This window comes from Hanamia caeni (genome assembly GCF_003721595.1).
GTDB classification, from domain to species: Bacteria; Bacteroidota; Bacteroidia; order Chitinophagales; family Chitinophagaceae; genus Ginsengibacter; species Ginsengibacter caeni.
The window spans coordinates 311,379-328,883 of sequence record NZ_RJJR01000001.1 but is presented as its reverse complement, the minus strand read 5'-3'; the positions used below and the strand labels follow the sequence as shown (position 1 = coordinate 328,883).

Annotated in this window: 13 protein-coding genes; 4 read left to right on the top strand and 9 right to left on the bottom strand. The window is 40.5% G+C overall.

Translation table 11 applies throughout. The features are described 5' to 3' along the window. The first annotated feature begins 481 nt into the window (after positions 1 to 481). Complete coding sequence (locus EFY79_RS01540; protein ID WP_123118902.1) at positions 482 to 844, top strand: response regulator; 363 nt, start codon at positions 482 to 484, stop codon at positions 842 to 844. Between the two features lie 45 nt (positions 845 to 889). On the opposite strand, the gene EFY79_RS01535 is transcribed toward EFY79_RS01540, so the two are convergent. Further along, the gene (locus EFY79_RS01535) at positions 890 to 1,381 is read right to left on the bottom strand and encodes a DinB family protein (protein ID WP_123118901.1); all 492 of its coding nucleotides are present in this window, start codon (positions 1,379 to 1,381) and stop codon (positions 890 to 892) included. Between the two features lie 564 nt (positions 1,382 to 1,945). On the opposite strand from EFY79_RS01535, the gene EFY79_RS01530 reads away from it, so the two are divergent. The 3 genes from EFY79_RS01530 to EFY79_RS01520 all read left to right on the top strand — a co-directional run bounded on the left by EFY79_RS01530 (position 1,946) and on the right by EFY79_RS01520 (position 7,689). Then, positions 1,946 to 2,398, top strand: coding sequence for a hypothetical protein (locus EFY79_RS01530; protein WP_123118900.1), 453 nt, complete (start codon positions 1,946 to 1,948; stop codon positions 2,396 to 2,398). Positions 2,399 to 2,814: 416 nt separating this feature from the next. Continuing rightward, a complete protein-coding gene (locus EFY79_RS01525; protein ID WP_123118899.1) occupies positions 2,815 to 5,943 on the top strand; it encodes a SusC/RagA family TonB-linked outer membrane protein in 3,129 nt (1,042 codons plus the stop codon). Positions 5,944 to 5,970: 27 nt separating this feature from the next. Next, positions 5,971 to 7,689: a RagB/SusD family nutrient uptake outer membrane protein gene (locus EFY79_RS01520; RefSeq protein WP_123118898.1), complete on the top strand. Its 1,719-nt coding sequence runs from the start codon at positions 5,971 to 5,973 to the stop codon at positions 7,687 to 7,689. 155 nt (positions 7,690 to 7,844) lie between these two features. Here EFY79_RS01520 and EFY79_RS01515 read toward each other — a convergent pair whose 3' ends face one another. From EFY79_RS01515 to EFY79_RS01480, 8 genes are all read right to left on the bottom strand, one after another. Then, positions 7,845 to 8,681, bottom strand: coding sequence for a glycoside hydrolase family 16 protein (locus EFY79_RS01515; protein WP_123118897.1), 837 nt, complete (start codon positions 8,679 to 8,681; stop codon positions 7,845 to 7,847). A 141-nt stretch (positions 8,682 to 8,822) separates the two neighbouring features. Beyond that, positions 8,823 to 10,154: a glycoside hydrolase family 2 TIM barrel-domain containing protein gene (locus EFY79_RS01510; RefSeq protein WP_199727408.1), complete on the bottom strand. Its 1,332-nt coding sequence runs from the start codon at positions 10,152 to 10,154 to the stop codon at positions 8,823 to 8,825. Positions 10,155 to 10,375: 221 nt separating this feature from the next. Beyond that, positions 10,376 to 11,452: a hypothetical protein gene (locus EFY79_RS01505; protein WP_148041826.1), complete on the bottom strand. Its 1,077-nt coding sequence runs from the start codon at positions 11,450 to 11,452 to the stop codon at positions 10,376 to 10,378. Positions 11,453 to 11,548: 96 nt separating this feature from the next. Further along, a complete protein-coding gene (locus EFY79_RS01500; RefSeq protein ID WP_123118895.1) occupies positions 11,549 to 11,902 on the bottom strand; it encodes a nuclear transport factor 2 family protein in 354 nt (117 codons plus the stop codon). A 139-nt stretch (positions 11,903 to 12,041) separates the two neighbouring features. Continuing rightward, complete coding sequence (locus EFY79_RS01495; protein WP_123118894.1) at positions 12,042 to 14,552, bottom strand: alpha-L-rhamnosidase-related protein; 2,511 nt, start codon at positions 14,550 to 14,552, stop codon at positions 12,042 to 12,044. Between the two features lie 192 nt (positions 14,553 to 14,744). Next, positions 14,745 to 15,962 (bottom strand): PQQ-dependent sugar dehydrogenase, encoded by a 1,218-nt coding sequence (locus EFY79_RS01490; RefSeq protein WP_148041825.1) that lies wholly within the window; start codon positions 15,960 to 15,962, stop codon positions 14,745 to 14,747. A gap of 257 nt (positions 15,963 to 16,219) precedes the next feature. Further along, the gene (locus tag EFY79_RS01485) at positions 16,220 to 16,609 is read right to left on the bottom strand and encodes a DUF1398 domain-containing protein (RefSeq protein WP_123118892.1); all 390 of its coding nucleotides are present in this window, start codon (positions 16,607 to 16,609) and stop codon (positions 16,220 to 16,222) included. A gap of 77 nt (positions 16,610 to 16,686) precedes the next feature. Further along, positions 16,687 to 17,451, bottom strand: coding sequence for a response regulator transcription factor (locus tag EFY79_RS01480; protein WP_123118891.1), 765 nt, complete (start codon positions 17,449 to 17,451; stop codon positions 16,687 to 16,689). Positions 17,452 to 17,505: the final 54 nt, after the last annotated feature.

Below are 17,505 nucleotides of genomic sequence, written 5' to 3'. Positions count from 1 at the left end.
AAAATAACAATTTCCCGAAAATCTTCGCTCCTCATTTACTACGAATAAATTGGCCTAAACGCATGTTTAGCCCCGCTGTTTTGCAGCAATTCAAATAATTATTTTTTTTACTCTGTATAAGAAATATTAGTTAATATTGCAGCACAATACGCCTATCCTACCGGAAAACTTTCTCCAACTTCCAATTCATTTTATTTATTCATTTCTAACAAAGAAATTATGAGAAAGATTTTCATTTTACTATTTCTGGTGGTTATGACTGCCACAACTGCTTCCTCCTGTTTTGCACCAAGACACGGTTGCGTGGCTACAGCCAAGATGTCCGGCTATCGCTAACCGACAGAAAATGATACTTGCCGGTTGTTTCCTCGAAGTCAGCGATTGCCAGGGCGAATATCACATTCACAGTCGGCCACAAGCCTGAGCTTATGTTATTCCAATACTAATTGAACAATTTCACCCAAAAAACTAATAATCCTTGATGGAAAAGAAATGCGTGTTAATCTATGATGATGATGTCGAAATATTGAATGTGTGCAAGGCTATTCTCCAAACCTCGAATTATAGAGTTGAAACTATTCAAACCTGCGAAAATATTATTTCAGATATCCTTACGCTTAAGCCAGACATTGTGTTGATGGATCTTTGGATCCCCTCGATTGGCGGAGAAAACGCTGTGCGGTGTATGCGTGAAAACCCCGAAACCAAAGATATACCGGTTGTGCTGTTTTCAGCTAGCGATGAAATTGAAAAAATAAGCGAAAGGGTAAATGCGAATTCTTTTCTGAGAAAACCTTTTGACATCCAAACCTTCAAGGATACCATCAGTGAAAATATGCTTTAATACGCTTACAAATTGAGGTTACAAAAGCGGGCCAATATAAATCTTTTAAACTGGCCAGTTTTTCAATATTCTCCTTATAATAATAATTTCACCTGTATGGTAACTCTGATGATCTGCCAGTACCAAGGCTTCGCGCAGCAAGGTTTGGCCATCGCCATATTCGAATGGAGTAAACAGGGTATCCGCAGAATTTCGCAGCAGGCTGATGAAACTTTTCCTATCCTTTCTAATTTGGCTAATACAATTTTCCCACGCTTGCTCTGATGCAGGCTTTACTTCTTTGGGCCAATAATCGTCTGGCCAATTTGGCGAGCGGTATTGGCTGTCTTTACTAAAATTCAAAATATCTGACTGGGCAATTCGGATATGTTCAGCAAGTTGCCAAATGCTGTAGGGCAGACCCTTTGGTCGGTTTCCCAGAATTTCGAACGGGATATTTTTTAAAGCCTCATCAAGAGAAACGTGCGCGTTTCCCTTTTTGAGCAAATTGATAAGATTGTCGATTATTGCGGCATTTTCTGTTGTATCGGTACTCATAATAAATATTTTTTCAAAAAAATGGGCCTGTAACTTTTTTTACATCATTATGTTACACAACTATCCTTCCAAAAAATTAAAAAATATTTATTATGAAAAAATTACTGGTTATTTTTATTATAGTTAGCGGGAACCAGGTATGCGCAACCGTGGAAAACCGTTAAAAGCAATAACCATATCAAAAAAGAGACCCGCACCGTTGGCGATTTTTCATCATTTCAATCAAAAGGGCCGCTGGATGTAAAATTATTTCCGGCATGGAGTATTCTTTTTGGTGACCGGCTCAAGCTTAATTTACGCACCCTAAAAAATAAATTGACCGGGAAAGAAGATGTGATGGCAACATAATGTCAACATGAATAAAAAATTTTGCTTCTGGCTCCATACTATCTGTAAAAATTTGTTTTATATAGATTATTTCAGAACCTACACTCAATCACTTAACTCATGTCTGCTAACGATTTTTTGTTATTTATTCAGAAAAAGAATAATTTTAATATGTAGTTTTTGTTCTGCCTTTGATAATTACAGGAAGATGTTTTATGTTTTTTAAAAAATTAAAAAATGAAAATTATCTGTCTGTTTTTTTTCGCAGCATTATTATCCTCTTTTACTTCTACAGGCCAGGTAAAAAATGGTCAGCAACAACCAAATATTGTCCCCAGAACTTCCATTAAGCCCGCGGCAGATTCGATTAAAATGGCTATAGATGATGCCAAATCTTCATTTAACACGCTCTTCAAAACACACAAAGACACCGCAACCATTGCGATATCAAATATTGAATATGAAGATTCAAACCTGGCCAATCTGAAAGAAAACCTGAAAAAATTAAAAGGAGTAAAATCAGTCTCCGAAGAATATAAATCTTCGAACGCATTGCTCAAAATCCCTTTTAAGGGCAAGCCCACGGATTTGTGGGACGAGTTACCTGCTTCAGTAAAAGCGCCTTTCAGGCTGGTGGAAGCGGGCGATAATTTTATATCGCTGAAATTTAAAAACGATAAGGATAACTAATTGCTTTTTTCATAAGCTCTTTCATTTTATCCGGAACAGAGTTAACCCGATTTACAAAATCTCTTTTTCCACAGTTCTATAACGGGAATCAGTTGATACACGCTTGAGTCCAATCGCCCTTCAATAAATATTGCTTTAGCATAAGAAACATTGCTATATATGAAGTTTTCTGACGTGCCCGCAATTGTATTACGATAGCGAGATATGCGCGTGCAGTAGCTTTGGTTGTTCAGGAATGTGCTTAACTTTTTTAATCGTCACTGTGCAGTAAAGCAAGAAAGAAAGGATTTTTTTATTTGCCCCGATACTGCTATTTTCGCGGTGCCAATGCGTACCAATACGGTTCATTCCTTGTGAAGTTATATTAACTAACAAAATCTATTTATCTATTTATTTACTTGATCAAATTGTTTTCAATGAGAAAATTTACTTATGAAAATCGCCTTACCTGGCGAATTCCCTTTTTCAAACGATTTTACGTCCTTTTATTTATGGTGTTCGGATTTTCCGCCAGTTCGTTTTGCCAGCAAATGGTAACCGGTAAAGTAACCGGCGCTGACAATGCCGGATTAGCGGGTGTTACTGTCCAGGTGAAAGGCAGTAGCTCTTCCACGCAAACTGATAATAGCGGTAGTTTCACCATAAATGCGTCTGCCAATGCTACTTTGATTTTTAGCTATGTTGGAATGGCAACCCAGGAAGTAAGTATTGATGGCCGCAGTCAAATTGACGTTCGCCTTTCACCTTCCGCCCAAAGCCTTAGCGATGTTGTTGTGGTGGGATATGGCACCCAGAAAAGATCATCTCTTACCTCGTCAATCTCTTCTGTTAAAGGTAGCGAGATTGCACGCCAACCGGTGAGCGATATTTCGAACGCTTTAGGTGGCCGGGTTACCGGTGTTTTGTTTTCGCAGGCCAGCGGACAGGCGGGTAACGACGCGGCACAAATCATGATAAGAGGTAAAGGAACCAACGGCAACGCTTCACCGCTTTATATTGTAGACGGCATACCGAGAAACTACAGCCAGATAGATCCTAATGATATTGAGTCTATATCCATTTTAAAAGACGCCGCAGCCGTTGCACCTTATGGTATGGGCGGTGCAAATGGCGTAATATTAGTAACTACAAAGAGGGGTAAAACAGGGAAGCCTGTGCTTACTTATGACGGGTATGTGGGTATGCAAAATCCAACTGTTATTACGCAGTTTATCAATTCGTATCAATATGCCACATTGAAAAATGTTGCTGCGGTTAATTCCGGGGCTACAGAAATGCCTTATTCGCCAAGTGACCTTCAGAAATATAAAGATCATTCCGACCCGGACGGGCATCCTAACTTTAACCCGATTGCAGACATGGTCCAAAAAAATTACCTGCAAACCGGCCATAATCTTTCAATAGGCGGAGGTTCTGACATTATAAAATATTCCGCAGGATTAGGATTTTTTTCGCAGGATGGTATGTTTCCGGGTATAAAGTATAAACGTTACAATCTTTCAGGCAGCATGGATATACAGGCTACTAAAACCACGACGGTAAGCCTCTCACTTAACGGCCGTGTGGAACAAAGAAATTTAACCGGCGCCGGATTTAACTCGCAGTCACTCTTCGAAAATCTTATTAATACCACCAGCATTTCTACACCCAAAATATACAGCAATGGAGATTATCCTTACCTGTATGCTTATTTTTATGACAATCCAAGTTATCAGATTATTACCGGCAATACAATGCTTACCCAATTTTCCATTAACCAAAAGTTGCCTGTTAAAGGGCTGAGTATAAAAGTCGTAGGCGCATACGACCTGAACCCTTTTGATCCTTACAACACCACGAACAACGGTATTGCAAGCCTTACCCGTTCATGGAGTGCACCGCTTAGTTTCTATCAATACGATACAACAACCAAAGAATACCTGCCTGTACCTGTAACAACTTCGCCATCTTTCAACGAAGCTTACCACCAAACACAGGCGTTCACCTACCAGGGATATATTAATTATTCAGGCACATTTGGCAAAAGCGCGATTACCGGTTTAGTGGTTGGCGAGGCCAGGAATACTAAATCTCTTATGTTTAATGCGGGCAGGATCAATTATAACTTGTCTATTCCGGAATTGTTCGCAGGTGGCACGGGCTCTACTGACCTTTCCAACTCGGGGAGGTCTACCGGTTCAAAGCAAAGGTCGCTGGTATACAGGATTACTTACGGTTTTGATAATAAATATTTGTTTGAAGCAACGGGCCGTTATGACGGAAACTATTATTTCGCGCCCGGTAAACGCTTTGGTTTCTTCCCTGCCTTCTCTGCCGGATGGAGAATTTCACAGGAAAACTTTATGGCCAACGTGAAATGGATAAACGAATTAAAGATCAGGGGTTCCTGGGGCCAGTCTGGTAACCTTGCCGGTTCACCATTCCAATACCAGTCAGGCTTTACTCTGTATGGTACTTCAGCCATACTCAACGGTGCTCAAACACAGGGTTTATATGAAAACACCGAACCCAATCCTAATATTACATGGGAAAGAGCCACAAAATCTGACATAGGCCTCGAAGCCCGGCTTTTTAATAATTTAATAAACCTGGAAGCAGATTACTTTCATGAAAGAAGAGGGAATATGCTTTTAACGCCAAATGTAGTAGTACCTGCAGAATACGGTATCGGGCTCGCACAGGAGAATGCGGGTGTCATGGTAAATGATGGATTTGAAGTTTCTGCCAGCAGCAATTATTCTGTTTCCAAGGATTTGAGAGTAGGCTTATCAGCTAATTTCAGCTATGCGAAAAATAAGCTGATACAGATTTTTGAGAACCATTCCACCTATGATTTTCCGAACCTGAGGCAAACAGGCAGACCTTTAGGGACGCAATTCGGTTACAAGGCGTTGGGCTATTTTACTGATGCTGATTTCGCAAGTGCCGGTGTTTTGAAGGAGGGCATACCTACACAGACGTGGTCACCACTGGCGCCCGGCGATATACGTTATGCCGATATCAGCGGCCCTAATGGAAAACCGGATGGCACAATCACTTCGTATGATATGGTTCCATTGGGAGCACCAAACTATCCGCAAATTGTTTACGGAATTGCTCCGAGCGTCTCTTACAAAGGCTTTGAACTTACGCTTCTGTTCCAGGGCGCCGGGCAGCGTTCACTGCAAATTACAAATACGGCAGCCTGGGCTTTCGACAATAATAAAAATGCGCCGGTTACTGTATTGGATTACTGGACAGAAACTAATCAAAATGCATCTTATCCAAGAATGACTACTACGCCTTCTGTCAATAATACGCAGGTATCATCTTTCTGGCAACAAGACCTATCTTATTTGCGGTTGAGAACAGGTATATTGGGATATACATTCCCTGCCAGCTTTTCAAAAAAAATAGGTATGAGCATGCTGAATGTCTATTTATCCGGGCAAAATCTGTTCACATGGACAAAGGTTAAAAATTTCGACCCGGAAATAAGCAATGGCAGAGGCTGGTATTTCCCAACTCAAAAAGTAGTTACCGCCGGCCTTAAAGTGCAATTTTAATTTTATTACCATTTCAAGAAAGATAAAATGAAAACATTCTATAATAAAAATACCATCGTTAAGTTAATCATATTCTCGGGGCTGGTCTTTTCTGCATGTAAGAAAGACAACTTCCTGAATGTCGATAATTTAAGTTCTGTAAGTTCGTCCACAGCTTTTGCGACGCAAAATGCCGCGGATCTTGTATTAAACGATATCTATTATGCTTTGCCGGATGAGTATAACAGCGTCTTTGACCCCTTTGATAACTGGACCGATAATTCAATGACCGGTTTTAGCTGGAGCAATTCTGCAAACCAGGCAAGAACCAAATCAACTATCAACTCAAATACTGGTTTTTCATACAACTGGGGCGGCGGAACCCAAAAGGCGACTTCCTGGTTAAACTGGGATTACCTGTATGGCGCCATCCGCAAATGCAATGTTTTTATTGCCGGACTGCAGGCTTCATCGCTTGACGACACTTATAAGAGCCAGCGTCTGGGAGAGGCAAAAGTATTACGTGCCTATTTTTATCATATCGTGTGGATGTTGTATGGCGGCGGCCCAATTATTACAAAACCTGACAGCAGAGCTGAAGACGGCGATTCAATTTATCATAAGAGAGCCACCTTCGATGAAAATTATACTTTCCTCGAAAAAGAACTTACCGATGCTGCGGAGTTGTTGCCAGATAACAGCGGAAACAATTCGGCCGGAAGAATTACAAAAGGAGCTGCCCTCACGTTAAAAGGATGGATCGAACTTTTCTACGCCAGCCCTTTATATAACACTTCAAACGATTTAACCAGGTGGGCAGCAGCAGCAGCTACCAACAAGGCGGTAATGGAAATGGGATACAGTCTTTATCCTAAGTATGATGAATTGTTTTTAACCACCGGCAACAATAATAACGAGGGCATATTATACAGGGAATACCTGGGCCTGAAAGAGGGAAGTACTATCGCAGGATACCAGGGGCCTGCCTATGCAGGCAAAGTATGGCTGAGCTGGGGCGGATCAACCCCTACACAGGAATTAGTTAATGATTATGCAATGGCCAATGGGAAAGCCATAACAGACGCTGGTTCAGGTTATGATCCGAATAATCCTTATGCCAACAGGGAACCGAGGTTTAAAGAATCTATTTTGTACAATGGCAATACTTTTAATGGACTTCCTTATCTGTCGGCTGTAGGATCAGGGTTTAATGAGATTGATTTGTCTGACGCAACAGATGCAACCAATACAGGATATGCGATGAAAAAGGGAATTGATACGACAATTAATATTTTTCAGTGGGGCGCCAGCAGCCAAACGTATTATTATTTCAGGTATGCTGAGGTTTTGTTAAACTATGCCGAAGCTCAGAACGAAGCCTCAGGGCCGGATGCCAGTGTTTATGACGCTATGGACCAGGTAAGAACCAGGGCCGGCGTTCCTACTTTTTCGGAAGTTTATCCCAATGCATCACAAACTGAAATGCGCCAGGCCATTCGTCGTGAAAGGCGGGTAGAACTGGCATTTGAAGGCAAGCGCTATTTTGACTTGCTTCGCTGGAAGACGGCTGAAGTAAATCTGAATCATGTAATGCATGGAATGAAAGTAACGCCTGTAACCGGTGGAGGTTATACTTATCAAATAGTTAATGCTATACCTCCCGGTTCACCGCAATGGTCTTTTGATCCGTCAAAAAACTATTTGCTACCAATTCCGCTATCAATTATGGGTCAGAATCCGCAACTTACCCAGAATCCAAATTATTAGTTTTACGGCATTTAAATCTTTAAAACCTTACCATTTGCATTATCAGCAAAGTGGTAAGGTTTTTTTATTTTATTAAGTATAAAACAGGAAGCAATGATCTTTTGCAGGTTTGATTTGAAGTAATACCCTCTTTATTAATAATGGATACGAAGGGTTTATTTAAGTTTTTGATACACCCGCACGTAATCCACTTCAAACTTTTTAGGGAAAGATGTGTTTGATGGATCGCCTCCGTTTGCGCCGCCGATAGCAAGATTCAGTAACATATAATGCGGCTGTTTAAACGGATTAAATCCGCTCCCATCTTTATTCACCAAAGAATCTAAGGGCACTTTATTCAGCAACTGGTCATCTATATACAAGGCGATAAATTCTTCATCCCAATCCATTCGCCACGTATGAAATTCAGAAGCCCATTTTTTACCTCCTAATGAATCAATGTTAAACCGGTTGCTAAACCATTCTGCTCCACCGTTTTTGTCTAAACAGGCAATATTCGCCAGCAACTTGCTGCGGTAATATTCCATGATGTCAATTTCGCCATTGGCAGGCCATCTCTTTTTTAAGCCTAAAGTCCACCAGGCAGGCCACATGCCATCACTGATATCAATACGGCCCCGCATAACAAAGCGCCCATATTGCCAGGAATGAAGGCCTTTTGTAAGTAAGCAGGCAGACGTATAATGAATACTATCCCTGCTTTTTTTCCAATCTTTACTGTTGGCAACATACCATGGATTTAGCTTTTGCACTCTTTTTGCTTCAATGATTAGTTTACCATTTTCGCACCGCGCGTTTTGTGGCTGGTACCACTGAAACTCCTGGTTGCGGACAAAACCTTTTTCATAAGTCCATTTAGAGGTATCAGGAGCACCGTTTTTATTAAATTCGTCAGCCCACACTAACTTATAACCCGGAATTTTTTGGGCTTTTGGCGACGAAACATTCAGGATAAAAAACGGTACCACGAGGAGAAATTTTATATGAGCCATACTGACTATTTTTTATTTGTGCAAATGAAGTGTAAGGGAAATAGAAACTGCCGGTATTTCTTCGTTTACTGAAAAATATTCTTTGTAAAAATTACATTTCCAAAAATCCAGGGTTGATTCCTTTAGAGTTTCTGGTTTTCCTTATTCTTTCACATAAAAAGGTAAATTAGCTGTTGCTACATTGTTATTCCCATCCGAAATGTAAATAAACAACCGGTAAGCGCCCGCCTTTGCAGGTGCCTTTAGGGTAGCGTGTCCATCACCTGTTGCATCTGAAATTGCATTTTCTACCGCTTTGGGACGGGCTTCAAAATCACCGCCTTCTCCTACTTTTGTGGGCTCGGGCAACAGCTCCCAGCGATAGGAAAGATGATCGCAATCAGGGTCTGACCCTACGGCCAAAACAGGATAGCTTTTGCCCGGCTTTACATACACATTTTCCAGTGCTTTTTTCCCATCCACCTGTAGCGAATAAATATGCGGGGCCTTGTTGGCAGGCCAGGCTCCGCTCCATAGAAACTGCATCACATCCACCACTTCCGTTTCCTCACCTTTCTCTGTAAACAGGCCATACCATGTGGGCGTGCGCTCCTGCTTTTGGCCCCAGAGAAAAACATACGATCCAAGGCATTTGTCCTTATGGGTTTCTATAGAAACTTCATAACGGCTTTTATACACCGCGGCTTTTTCGCTGCTTGTTTCCTCTATCGGAGATTTCCATTCGGTTGAAAGGCTTTCCCAATGACCGGTTGGGCCCCATTCCGTTACCATATAAGGGCCCTCCCATCCTGCTGTTTCAAGGGTTTTGGGAAGCCGGGGTAAATCAGCATACGTGTTGACGGCAAGAAAATCAATATCCGGGCAACGTTGCTTCATGTTATCCACCAGTTCTTTATTAACACCTGCCAATACAGTGCTGGTCGGGTGGTAAGGGTCCAGTTCATGAATCATCTTCGAAATGTCATTAACGGCATCCCAAACTTTTGGATTTTTATATTGCAGGTTCAATTCATTACCTATGCCCCATGCAAGCAAGGCCGGATCATTCCTGTACTTCAAAACTTCAGCACGCAAATTTTCTAATTGCTTTTTGACCGCTTCTGTATCATTATAATCAAATCCGTGCCGCTCAAGCCCAACGCCGAGGCCCATTAAAACTGTTAGCCCATATTTTTGGGCCGAATCCAAAACCTTTTGTCCATCGCGGGTTCCCCATGTTCGTATGGAATTTCCGCCGGAAGCCGCAATGCGATCAGGGTAGGCACTGCCTCCGGCGCCTTTTACAAAATAGGGCTTTCCGTTGCGCAGCAATTGAAAATGGTTGCCAACCTTTTTGATTTCTACTTTCACAGGCTTTGTATTTTTGGCAGTGGAAGATTGGGCTTTACAGGCAATAGCAAAAAAGCAGCATGCAGTTAACGTAACTATTTCTTTAATCATCAGGATTCTTTGTTTTCTGGTAAAAAGTATCATCAGTCGCGATAGATTTGTTAACTCACAAAATACAATTTATTCCGAGGGTTCTAAAATCTATTTTGTTTAGTATCAACAGTTAACAATGGCCCCACCCTGCTCAGCTTTCCTACCTAGGCCATAAGCCTTGCCTGCTTTTTATTAATTATAAACTTTTTAGAAAAACAAATTTGCAGACAAATGGCTCCTGTTTTCCATTGCCGCGAAAAGGGGTAACATAGTCAATTCCTTTGCGCCTGTTGTCTTGTGGGGGCTTCTTTCACGAACCGGATCAGCGCACTGCTATTTTCTGTGCTTGCCAGTCTTGCCTCATAACGTCTGCCATTTACCATGGCAATCATCAGTGAAGTATTCGGAGGAATAGAGCCGAGGTTTTCTGCCACCATCACCAGGTCGTTGGTTTGGAGCAGCGCCGCAACGGGCAATTTGATGATAAAAGCAGTTTCTGAAAGCCGGATATGTTCCGCAAGCATTTTATCGTTGAAAAATACAGCGATAGAATCACCATCAATTTCTGCGTTATCATAAAACCTCAGTTCCAGCGAATCACCTGTAAGGGGAATTTCCTGCACCAACTGGCGGGTACGCATCCTGAATTTTTGCTCATTGGTAAGTGGCGCCATAGCTATGGCTTTACTTATTGGGTTAGGTGTCGTTTTTATCGAAGGTTTGGGCGAAGGTACGGCGACGAAAACAGACTTTTTCGGCTGAATCGCCATTTCTTCGCGCGGAGGTTTCGACTGTGACTCTTTCGTAGCCGGAACCGGCCTCGTAAATGCCAACTTGACGATACTATCAATCAGATCAGGATCGTTGGCGCCCACGATATAATTATCAATGACGTAATCCCATTCATCACGGAAAAAAGGCGTTATAAATTTTTGCAGATCAACCGTAGCGTCTTGCTGGTCCGGTTTTTCTTTCAAAGCCGTGCTGCCGGTAAGATACATTTTGGTACCACCGGGACAGTTAAAATCGGCGGATGAAATATGCGGCGAAGCCATTTTTTTGGGCAAAAGATTGTTGGCGTTTTTTTCTTCAATCAATTGATCATCCCACCAGACCACGCTGTTGTCCCTGGCGTCAAAATATCCTTTTATGCTGTACCTTCTGAAATTGTTAGCGGACGTATAATAGTAACTCGTGCCGGTAAGGCTGTCGCCGTTCTTTACGATTTTAAGCTCCACGTTCCTGTGGTCAATTTTTCCCTTCCAGACACCGGTAAGGAGTTGTGCATTTGAATACGAACAGGCGAGCATACCTGCACAAAACAAAAAAAGGATAATAGATGGTTTCAATGGGCAGCCGGTTTTTTATTTATTAGCCGGTTTCAAAATAACGATATTAAAAGCTAATAAATTGCTAACATCGGGGGCTGTTTTACTGCCGATCGGCTATGTAACCTCAATATCCATTCTCCTTAATAAGCCGTCTTCTAAAATATATATATGCTTTACGATTCCATCAAACATCAAATTACCAGCTAAGTCCTTTACCACCTGGTGAACGGTAATTTCATAAGTGCCGTTCTGCCTTTCATTAAATGCAACCGGCTCAACGGCAGGATTTATTTCTGTCCATTGCCTTGTCCAATATTTTCTTATTTCATCATGCCCGCTCACATAACCGCCTTCAAATGCCTTGGGCCATTGAACACGGGCATGCATCGTTGAAAGCGCTGTATCGATGTCTCTTGTGTTGAAGGCAGCATAGGCCTTTCTAAATAAATCCTGAAGTTGCTTTTCCATAAAATGAGTTTAAGTAAACCAATAAATTCTGATGTTTTTTATTTTGAAGAGATACAAAAGGGTAAACAAATAAAGTATTTATGGTTAGGAAAACATTTCAGAATGCCTTTGCGATATAAAGTGAAGACCAATGTTTTTTTTAATTTTCTAAAACGATTCTGATTTTTTTTGTAGAGTTATTTTGTTTAAAAATTAAATTTCCTGCGGCATCGCTTCTGTTTTTCCTTAAAAAAATACCATCTCCATACACCAGGTAAGTACGCCCTGGTAAAAGTTTTTTTGCCAAAAAAGTAACATCAAAAGAAGAACCGGGGGCGCTTTGTTCTAAAATAATTTCTTTAGAATTGCATTTGATGATCTGCAGGCTAAGATGATTCACATTTTTTGCAATCGCTTCCACGGAAGGAAACGGATTGTCTTTATTAAAATACATAACGGTGTCGCCTACACTAAAAAAGCCAAAATCATCTTTAGCACTAATTGTGAATTTCTTATTCGAAACTGAATAGAGGCTCGTATCAAGGCTGATGGTCAATCTATCTCCCCTATATTTATAAAATAGTTTTGAGCCAGATAGCTCACTTGTGATATGAGGATTTAAATAGAAACGGTTATACAAAGGATTGAAACCATACACAGAATGGTAAAGTCCAACTACAGCCAGGCTATTTCCGGACAGGATATCATCGCCTTGCCCTGACTGGTCTTTACGCGAATATCGCTGAAAAGCAAGACCATCAATGCTATCCTGTCTCAGGACATTTTTAATATAATGTAAGGCGAGCGAAGGTTTCCACGAAGCATAGGCCTGAACAGCAACGCTTCCCCACGATAAAAAGATATCTCCATTTTCATAATAAGGAAACGGAAACTGGTATTCTTTTCCTTCATCGGTTTTATAAGGGAAAAAACTGATGGGCCAGAAAAATAAATTTTCCTTCTTCATCTGGGTTTCCACTTTTTCTAAAATGGAATTTCGGCGTATTGTATCATCACAAATGCCATATGCAATGGCCATAAAATTTACAGGAGTAACCAGGTTATCACCATGAACAGACCCGTCTTTATCGCGCCAGTAATCATAATATCCTTTGTCTTCATCCCAAAAGCCGCCGTGGTGAACACTTTTATTGAAACTTATTTTTAATTGTTCAGCGAACTTAGAATAATACAATGCTTTTTCTTTGTTTCCCAATTGCTGTTCAATATCGGACCAAAGTTTTAATGCATGATATAGTTTCGCATTTACAAATGCATTTTCATACGAAGCCCAGATAATATCTATCCAGTCGCTGCTTCTTTTTTGCGTATGACTGTCATTCATCATCTCTACCAAATGATTGCCGTTGAAATCTCTTTTCAATAAATAATCCAATGCCTTTTCGCAAGCCTTTTGTTGTTTTTTCACCCAATCAATATCTCCGGTTTGATTAAATAAGTCTGAAACATTGCTCACATAATCAGGATTGGAATCCAGCAGGTATCCCCATTGTGCTTCGTAAAATCCTGTGTTGGTAAATTGACCGGGCATGGCATCTTCATTGGTATAAGCCCATCGCGGCCAGACTCTTCCATCGGGTTTTATTGCATTGTCGCGATAAAAATCAAGGCACTGCTTATAGCCATTAAGATAATGCGCATCATTGATACCAAGCCCGAGTTGCGCAATGTATTGCTCGTGCAAACAAATAGGCCCGTATGGTGTGTGCCAGCTATTGCCTCCAAAGTGTTTGGCATCAATCACGCCCATGCGTGCAATAGTATTTAAAACAGAGGTTACCTGCTTTCCATCTATTCCTTTAAACGCTCCACGCCCATATTTTTTTTCATAATCAAAAGCAGAAAAATTAATGCTTTCCGAAGAGGTTCCGGCCTTTATTTGAAACGGTGCCCATACATCCGTTTTCTTCCTTATAAATCTGCGGCGATTCGTACCAGAATCGTAGCGCGGCAACATTTCTTTTTGTGAAACGGCAATACTGTAATCCAGTTTATCATCACCGGCTCGCGAATATTTCATGGCTACCTGCTTTCCCGGCGCATTTACTGACACATGTAAACCATTATTATTAGTGCTGTTCCAGAAAGAAGCTTCGTTGGTATGAACCCCATACGTCATTAGCTTTTCATTGAATAAATAAAACCACGCTATTCCGCCAAAGCCCTGGAAAGCGCCTTCCCACGTGTTGACATTGTTAAATTCGATTGCAGGAAAAGAAACAGACTCCGCTTCAAATGATTTAGGAAAAGTGCGGCTAATGGAAAGTTTAATATTGGAATCGCTGACAACAAATTTCCAATTTTCGTGTACTGGTATGTTAGCATCGCCATAAACGATGTCATTTATTTCTACCGAATTTTTTAAGCTTTTCACCGTTGGTAAATTCTTCAATTGCAGGGTAGAAAATGATTTGCCTTTTGTTTGTATTGCAGAATACATTCCGTTGTTTCCTGCCAGCACATTTATTCCGTTTACATCCATTGCGGAAATTCTGCACTCATGATTGTAGCCTACCACTATCTTAAGAGAGGAATTACGAATGGTAACGGTTTGGTTCCCGGGATTATTTGTAATTGAAAAGGATTGTGCGTTGCCAATAACCGAAGATGAAAATAACACAACAATGAAAGTAAGGAAATGGATTCTCATAGAAATTCAGAGTTTTTTTTAAGAAAAATCTAAAACAGTATTATATAATAAAATCTAAAAGTGAAAATACTGGTTTTGAACTTCATGATGGCTAAAAAAAATTGCCTTGGCAGTAAATCATCCTGCTTATCCGGTAAACAGGCAAATAAATAGGATTTTTATTTTGGTTTTCTCCGATTCCTGCTCAAAAAATTACCCCTTAACTACTTTATAAACCATTCCTTTTTCGGTTGTGTCACGGACTACATATCCGAGCACAAAAAGTTGGTTTTCCAGCAAATTGCATCCGCAAATAAAAAATGAACCTGCGGGTTGATTGAGGATCTTAACCGGTTGCCTTTGCCAATTGCCATATTTGTCTTTTGACAGGGCAAAGAGCTTGTCTTTCCAATCCGCAAAAACATATTTGCTTTTAAACTCCGGAATTTCATTTCCATAATAAAAATTTCCTCCTATAACACAAACTCCTGTTTTATGGGAGTAGGTATTAACAGGATTCACAAAAGAGCTGATATTTGCATGATTGCTACTTTTATAAACACTATCGCCTTCCATCACCGGCCATCCATAGTTGGCTCCCTTTTTAACCAGGTCAATTTCTTCCTCCCGGTCCTGCCCTACGTCCCCGCCAAAAAGCAAACCTGTTTGCGGGTCAAAAGAAAAATGCCACAGCTTGCGAAATCCATACGCCCATATTTCGGGGCTTGCATTTTTCACGTGTAAAAAAGGATTATCAGGAGGGATAGAATAAGGCAGTTTGCGCACATCGATACGGAGTAATTTGCCGCCAAAATAACTCAGATCCTGTGAGTGGTAATGGTACGCCGTATCCCCCGCACTTTCATCTCCAACAGAAATGTAGAGATAGCCGTCAGGCCCAAAAGCAATCTGGGCGCCATTATCCTGGATGGTAGGCCCCTCAAAATCTATTACCCTTTGTTCTGATGCAAGATCAGCGACATCCGGATGATGGGCGTCACAACTAAATTGGGAAACTACCAGTCTTCTATCGGCGCTATGAGGCTTGGAAGGCGCATTATAGCATACATAAAATTTGTGGTTGGTTGCAAAGAGCGGATCAAATGCCACGCTAAAAACCATTCCGGCAGGTGAAGCTTTTTTCTGCTTTCCTATTTTTTCATACAGATTAAAAAAAGGCTTTGGAAGTAACACATCGTTTTGGAGAATCCATATTTTTCCGTGGTTGTCTGTTATAAAAGCCTTTCCGCTTTTATCCGCCACCACGTTCAATTGCACGGGAAGCTCGGGTACATCGGTAACCAGTAGCAGTTTTACCTTTATACTATCATCTGACGCGGTTTCCGTTTTTACGGGTAGATTTTTGTGAGAAACCGTGTTGCACGAAACACAAAGAACAACAAGAGTAAAAAAAAGAAAAGATCTTTTCATACAGCCAAATTTAAAAGTTTGAATATGGGGAAATGTAAAAAAGGGAACCAAATTGTCAGCGGGTAAAAAGGATTAGAACCGGAAGATATATATTTTATTTAGAATAAAAATTTTTTCATGTCATTCGATGACAAAGGTCTTCCGCCCAGGTTTCTGGCCTCACGACACTTTTATTGTATACGTTAGTTTTTTGACAATACTTTGCTTTCAATTCCATTCGTTTAAATAGTTTCGCATAGTCCTTTGCAGGCAGTCTTTTATCCCGGTATTTGCTCTACCAGGATTTCTTTTCCCGCTTTGTCGTAATAAGTACAAGTCATTGCAGCCAGACACACGAACCATTTTTCAATTCCTGTTTCTGCACAATCTTTACAAAATGTCACGTATTCTGTTTTGCCTTGCTGATGAACTTGCAAGCGATGCCTGAACTTCTCTTTATTGGTGTTTTCAGCGATAGCCAGGTTTTCATACATCGGATCAGATTTTGTTTGATAGTGGTCTTTGCCAAAATATTCGCTATGGCTGTCGATGACCCATGTTTCAAATGCTGTCACCCCCAATTGTTTTATTTCCTGGATGTATTTAGGAAAATCTGCCCCGCTTTTTACTTTTGAGTGGGCTGATTTGATTTGTTCTACTGTAAACATCTTTTTGATTTTTGATTGTTATTAATAATGCAAAAGTGGAATAAGGGCGAAAGCTGTAATTGTAAAAAATCGTTTGTTTACAGAAAGCGTTTAAAAGTTTCCGGCGTATCGCCGGTATATTGTTTGAAATCTTTGATGAAATGAGCCTGGTCAAAGAAGTTATTCTCGTAACAAATTTCACTTAAGGATTTGATGTGGTTTAAATCATTCAACACAGAATTGAAGCGTACAATTGAAGCAAATTTTTTCGGTGTCGTCCCTACTAATTTTCTAAATCTTTTTTCAAAAGGGCTTTGGCTAATGAACAACTTTCCATTTAGTTCTTTTATTTTTATTGTTCCCTTTGATTGATAAATGAGCTTAACGGCTTCTACGATAAGCCTATCATTTTTAATATCTCTGAGTTGGCACAGTAAAAATTGTTCAACGATATGAATGCGTTGCTTGTCTGTTGTGGCAAACGCCAGTCTTTCTTCTGTATCGCTGATCTTGTATTTGTCAAAAATGTTTTCGAGGGAAATGCTTTGATTAAACAGTTCGTTGGCAGGCGTGGAAGTAAAATAGGTGAAACCAACTTCAGTAAAGTAAACCAATATTGTCCCTGTGTTAATTGAGTTTTTAAATATTTTAAAACTATCTGAAATACCGGTTATGCCTGCGGTGGCCAGTCTTATTTCTTTATCATCATTAATGTTACCTAATCGTCCACGATATTGAAAGCCAACCACCAAACCTGTTGAAGGGAAAACTTTATAAATATTTTCCGTCGCACTTTCTGAAACAACGAACTTTTTGATGTAAGGCTTTAATCTGTCTGTCGGTATGATGTTGTCAAATTTCATCGCTTGTGCTGCGCTGGTAATTTATAAATTGGCTGCTAAAAATAATAAAAGAAA

What these genes read in the sequence shown, in the direction of transcription:
- EFY79_RS01540 (WP_123118902.1), top strand. Translation starts at nt 482, where the DNA reads ATGGAAAAGAAATGCGTGTTAATCTATGATGATGATGTCGAAATATTG.
- EFY79_RS01535 (WP_123118901.1), bottom strand. Translation starts at nt 1,381, where the DNA reads ATGAGTACCGATACAACAGAAAATGCCGCAATAATCGACAATCTTATC.
- EFY79_RS01530 (WP_123118900.1), top strand. Translation starts at nt 1,946, where the DNA reads ATGAAAATTATCTGTCTGTTTTTTTTCGCAGCATTATTATCCTCTTTT.
- EFY79_RS01525 (WP_123118899.1), top strand. Translation starts at nt 2,815, where the DNA reads ATGAGAAAATTTACTTATGAAAATCGCCTTACCTGGCGAATTCCCTTT.
- EFY79_RS01520 (WP_123118898.1), top strand. Translation starts at nt 5,971, where the DNA reads ATGAAAACATTCTATAATAAAAATACCATCGTTAAGTTAATCATATTC.
- EFY79_RS01515 (WP_123118897.1), bottom strand. Translation starts at nt 8,681, where the DNA reads ATGGCTCATATAAAATTTCTCCTCGTGGTACCGTTTTTTATCCTGAAT.
- EFY79_RS01510 (WP_199727408.1), bottom strand. Translation starts at nt 10,154, where the DNA reads ATGATACTTTTTACCAGAAAACAAAGAATCCTGATGATTAAAGAAATA.
- EFY79_RS01500 (WP_123118895.1), bottom strand. Translation starts at nt 11,902, where the DNA reads ATGGAAAAGCAACTTCAGGATTTATTTAGAAAGGCCTATGCTGCCTTC.
- EFY79_RS01495 (WP_123118894.1), bottom strand. Translation starts at nt 14,552, where the DNA reads ATGAGAATCCATTTCCTTACTTTCATTGTTGTGTTATTTTCATCTTCG.
- EFY79_RS01490 (WP_148041825.1), bottom strand. Translation starts at nt 15,962, where the DNA reads ATGAAAAGATCTTTTCTTTTTTTTACTCTTGTTGTTCTTTGTGTTTCG.
- EFY79_RS01485 (WP_123118892.1), bottom strand. Translation starts at nt 16,609, where the DNA reads ATGTTTACAGTAGAACAAATCAAATCAGCCCACTCAAAAGTAAAAAGC.
- EFY79_RS01480 (WP_123118891.1), bottom strand. Translation starts at nt 17,451, where the DNA reads ATGAAATTTGACAACATCATACCGACAGACAGATTAAAGCCTTACATC.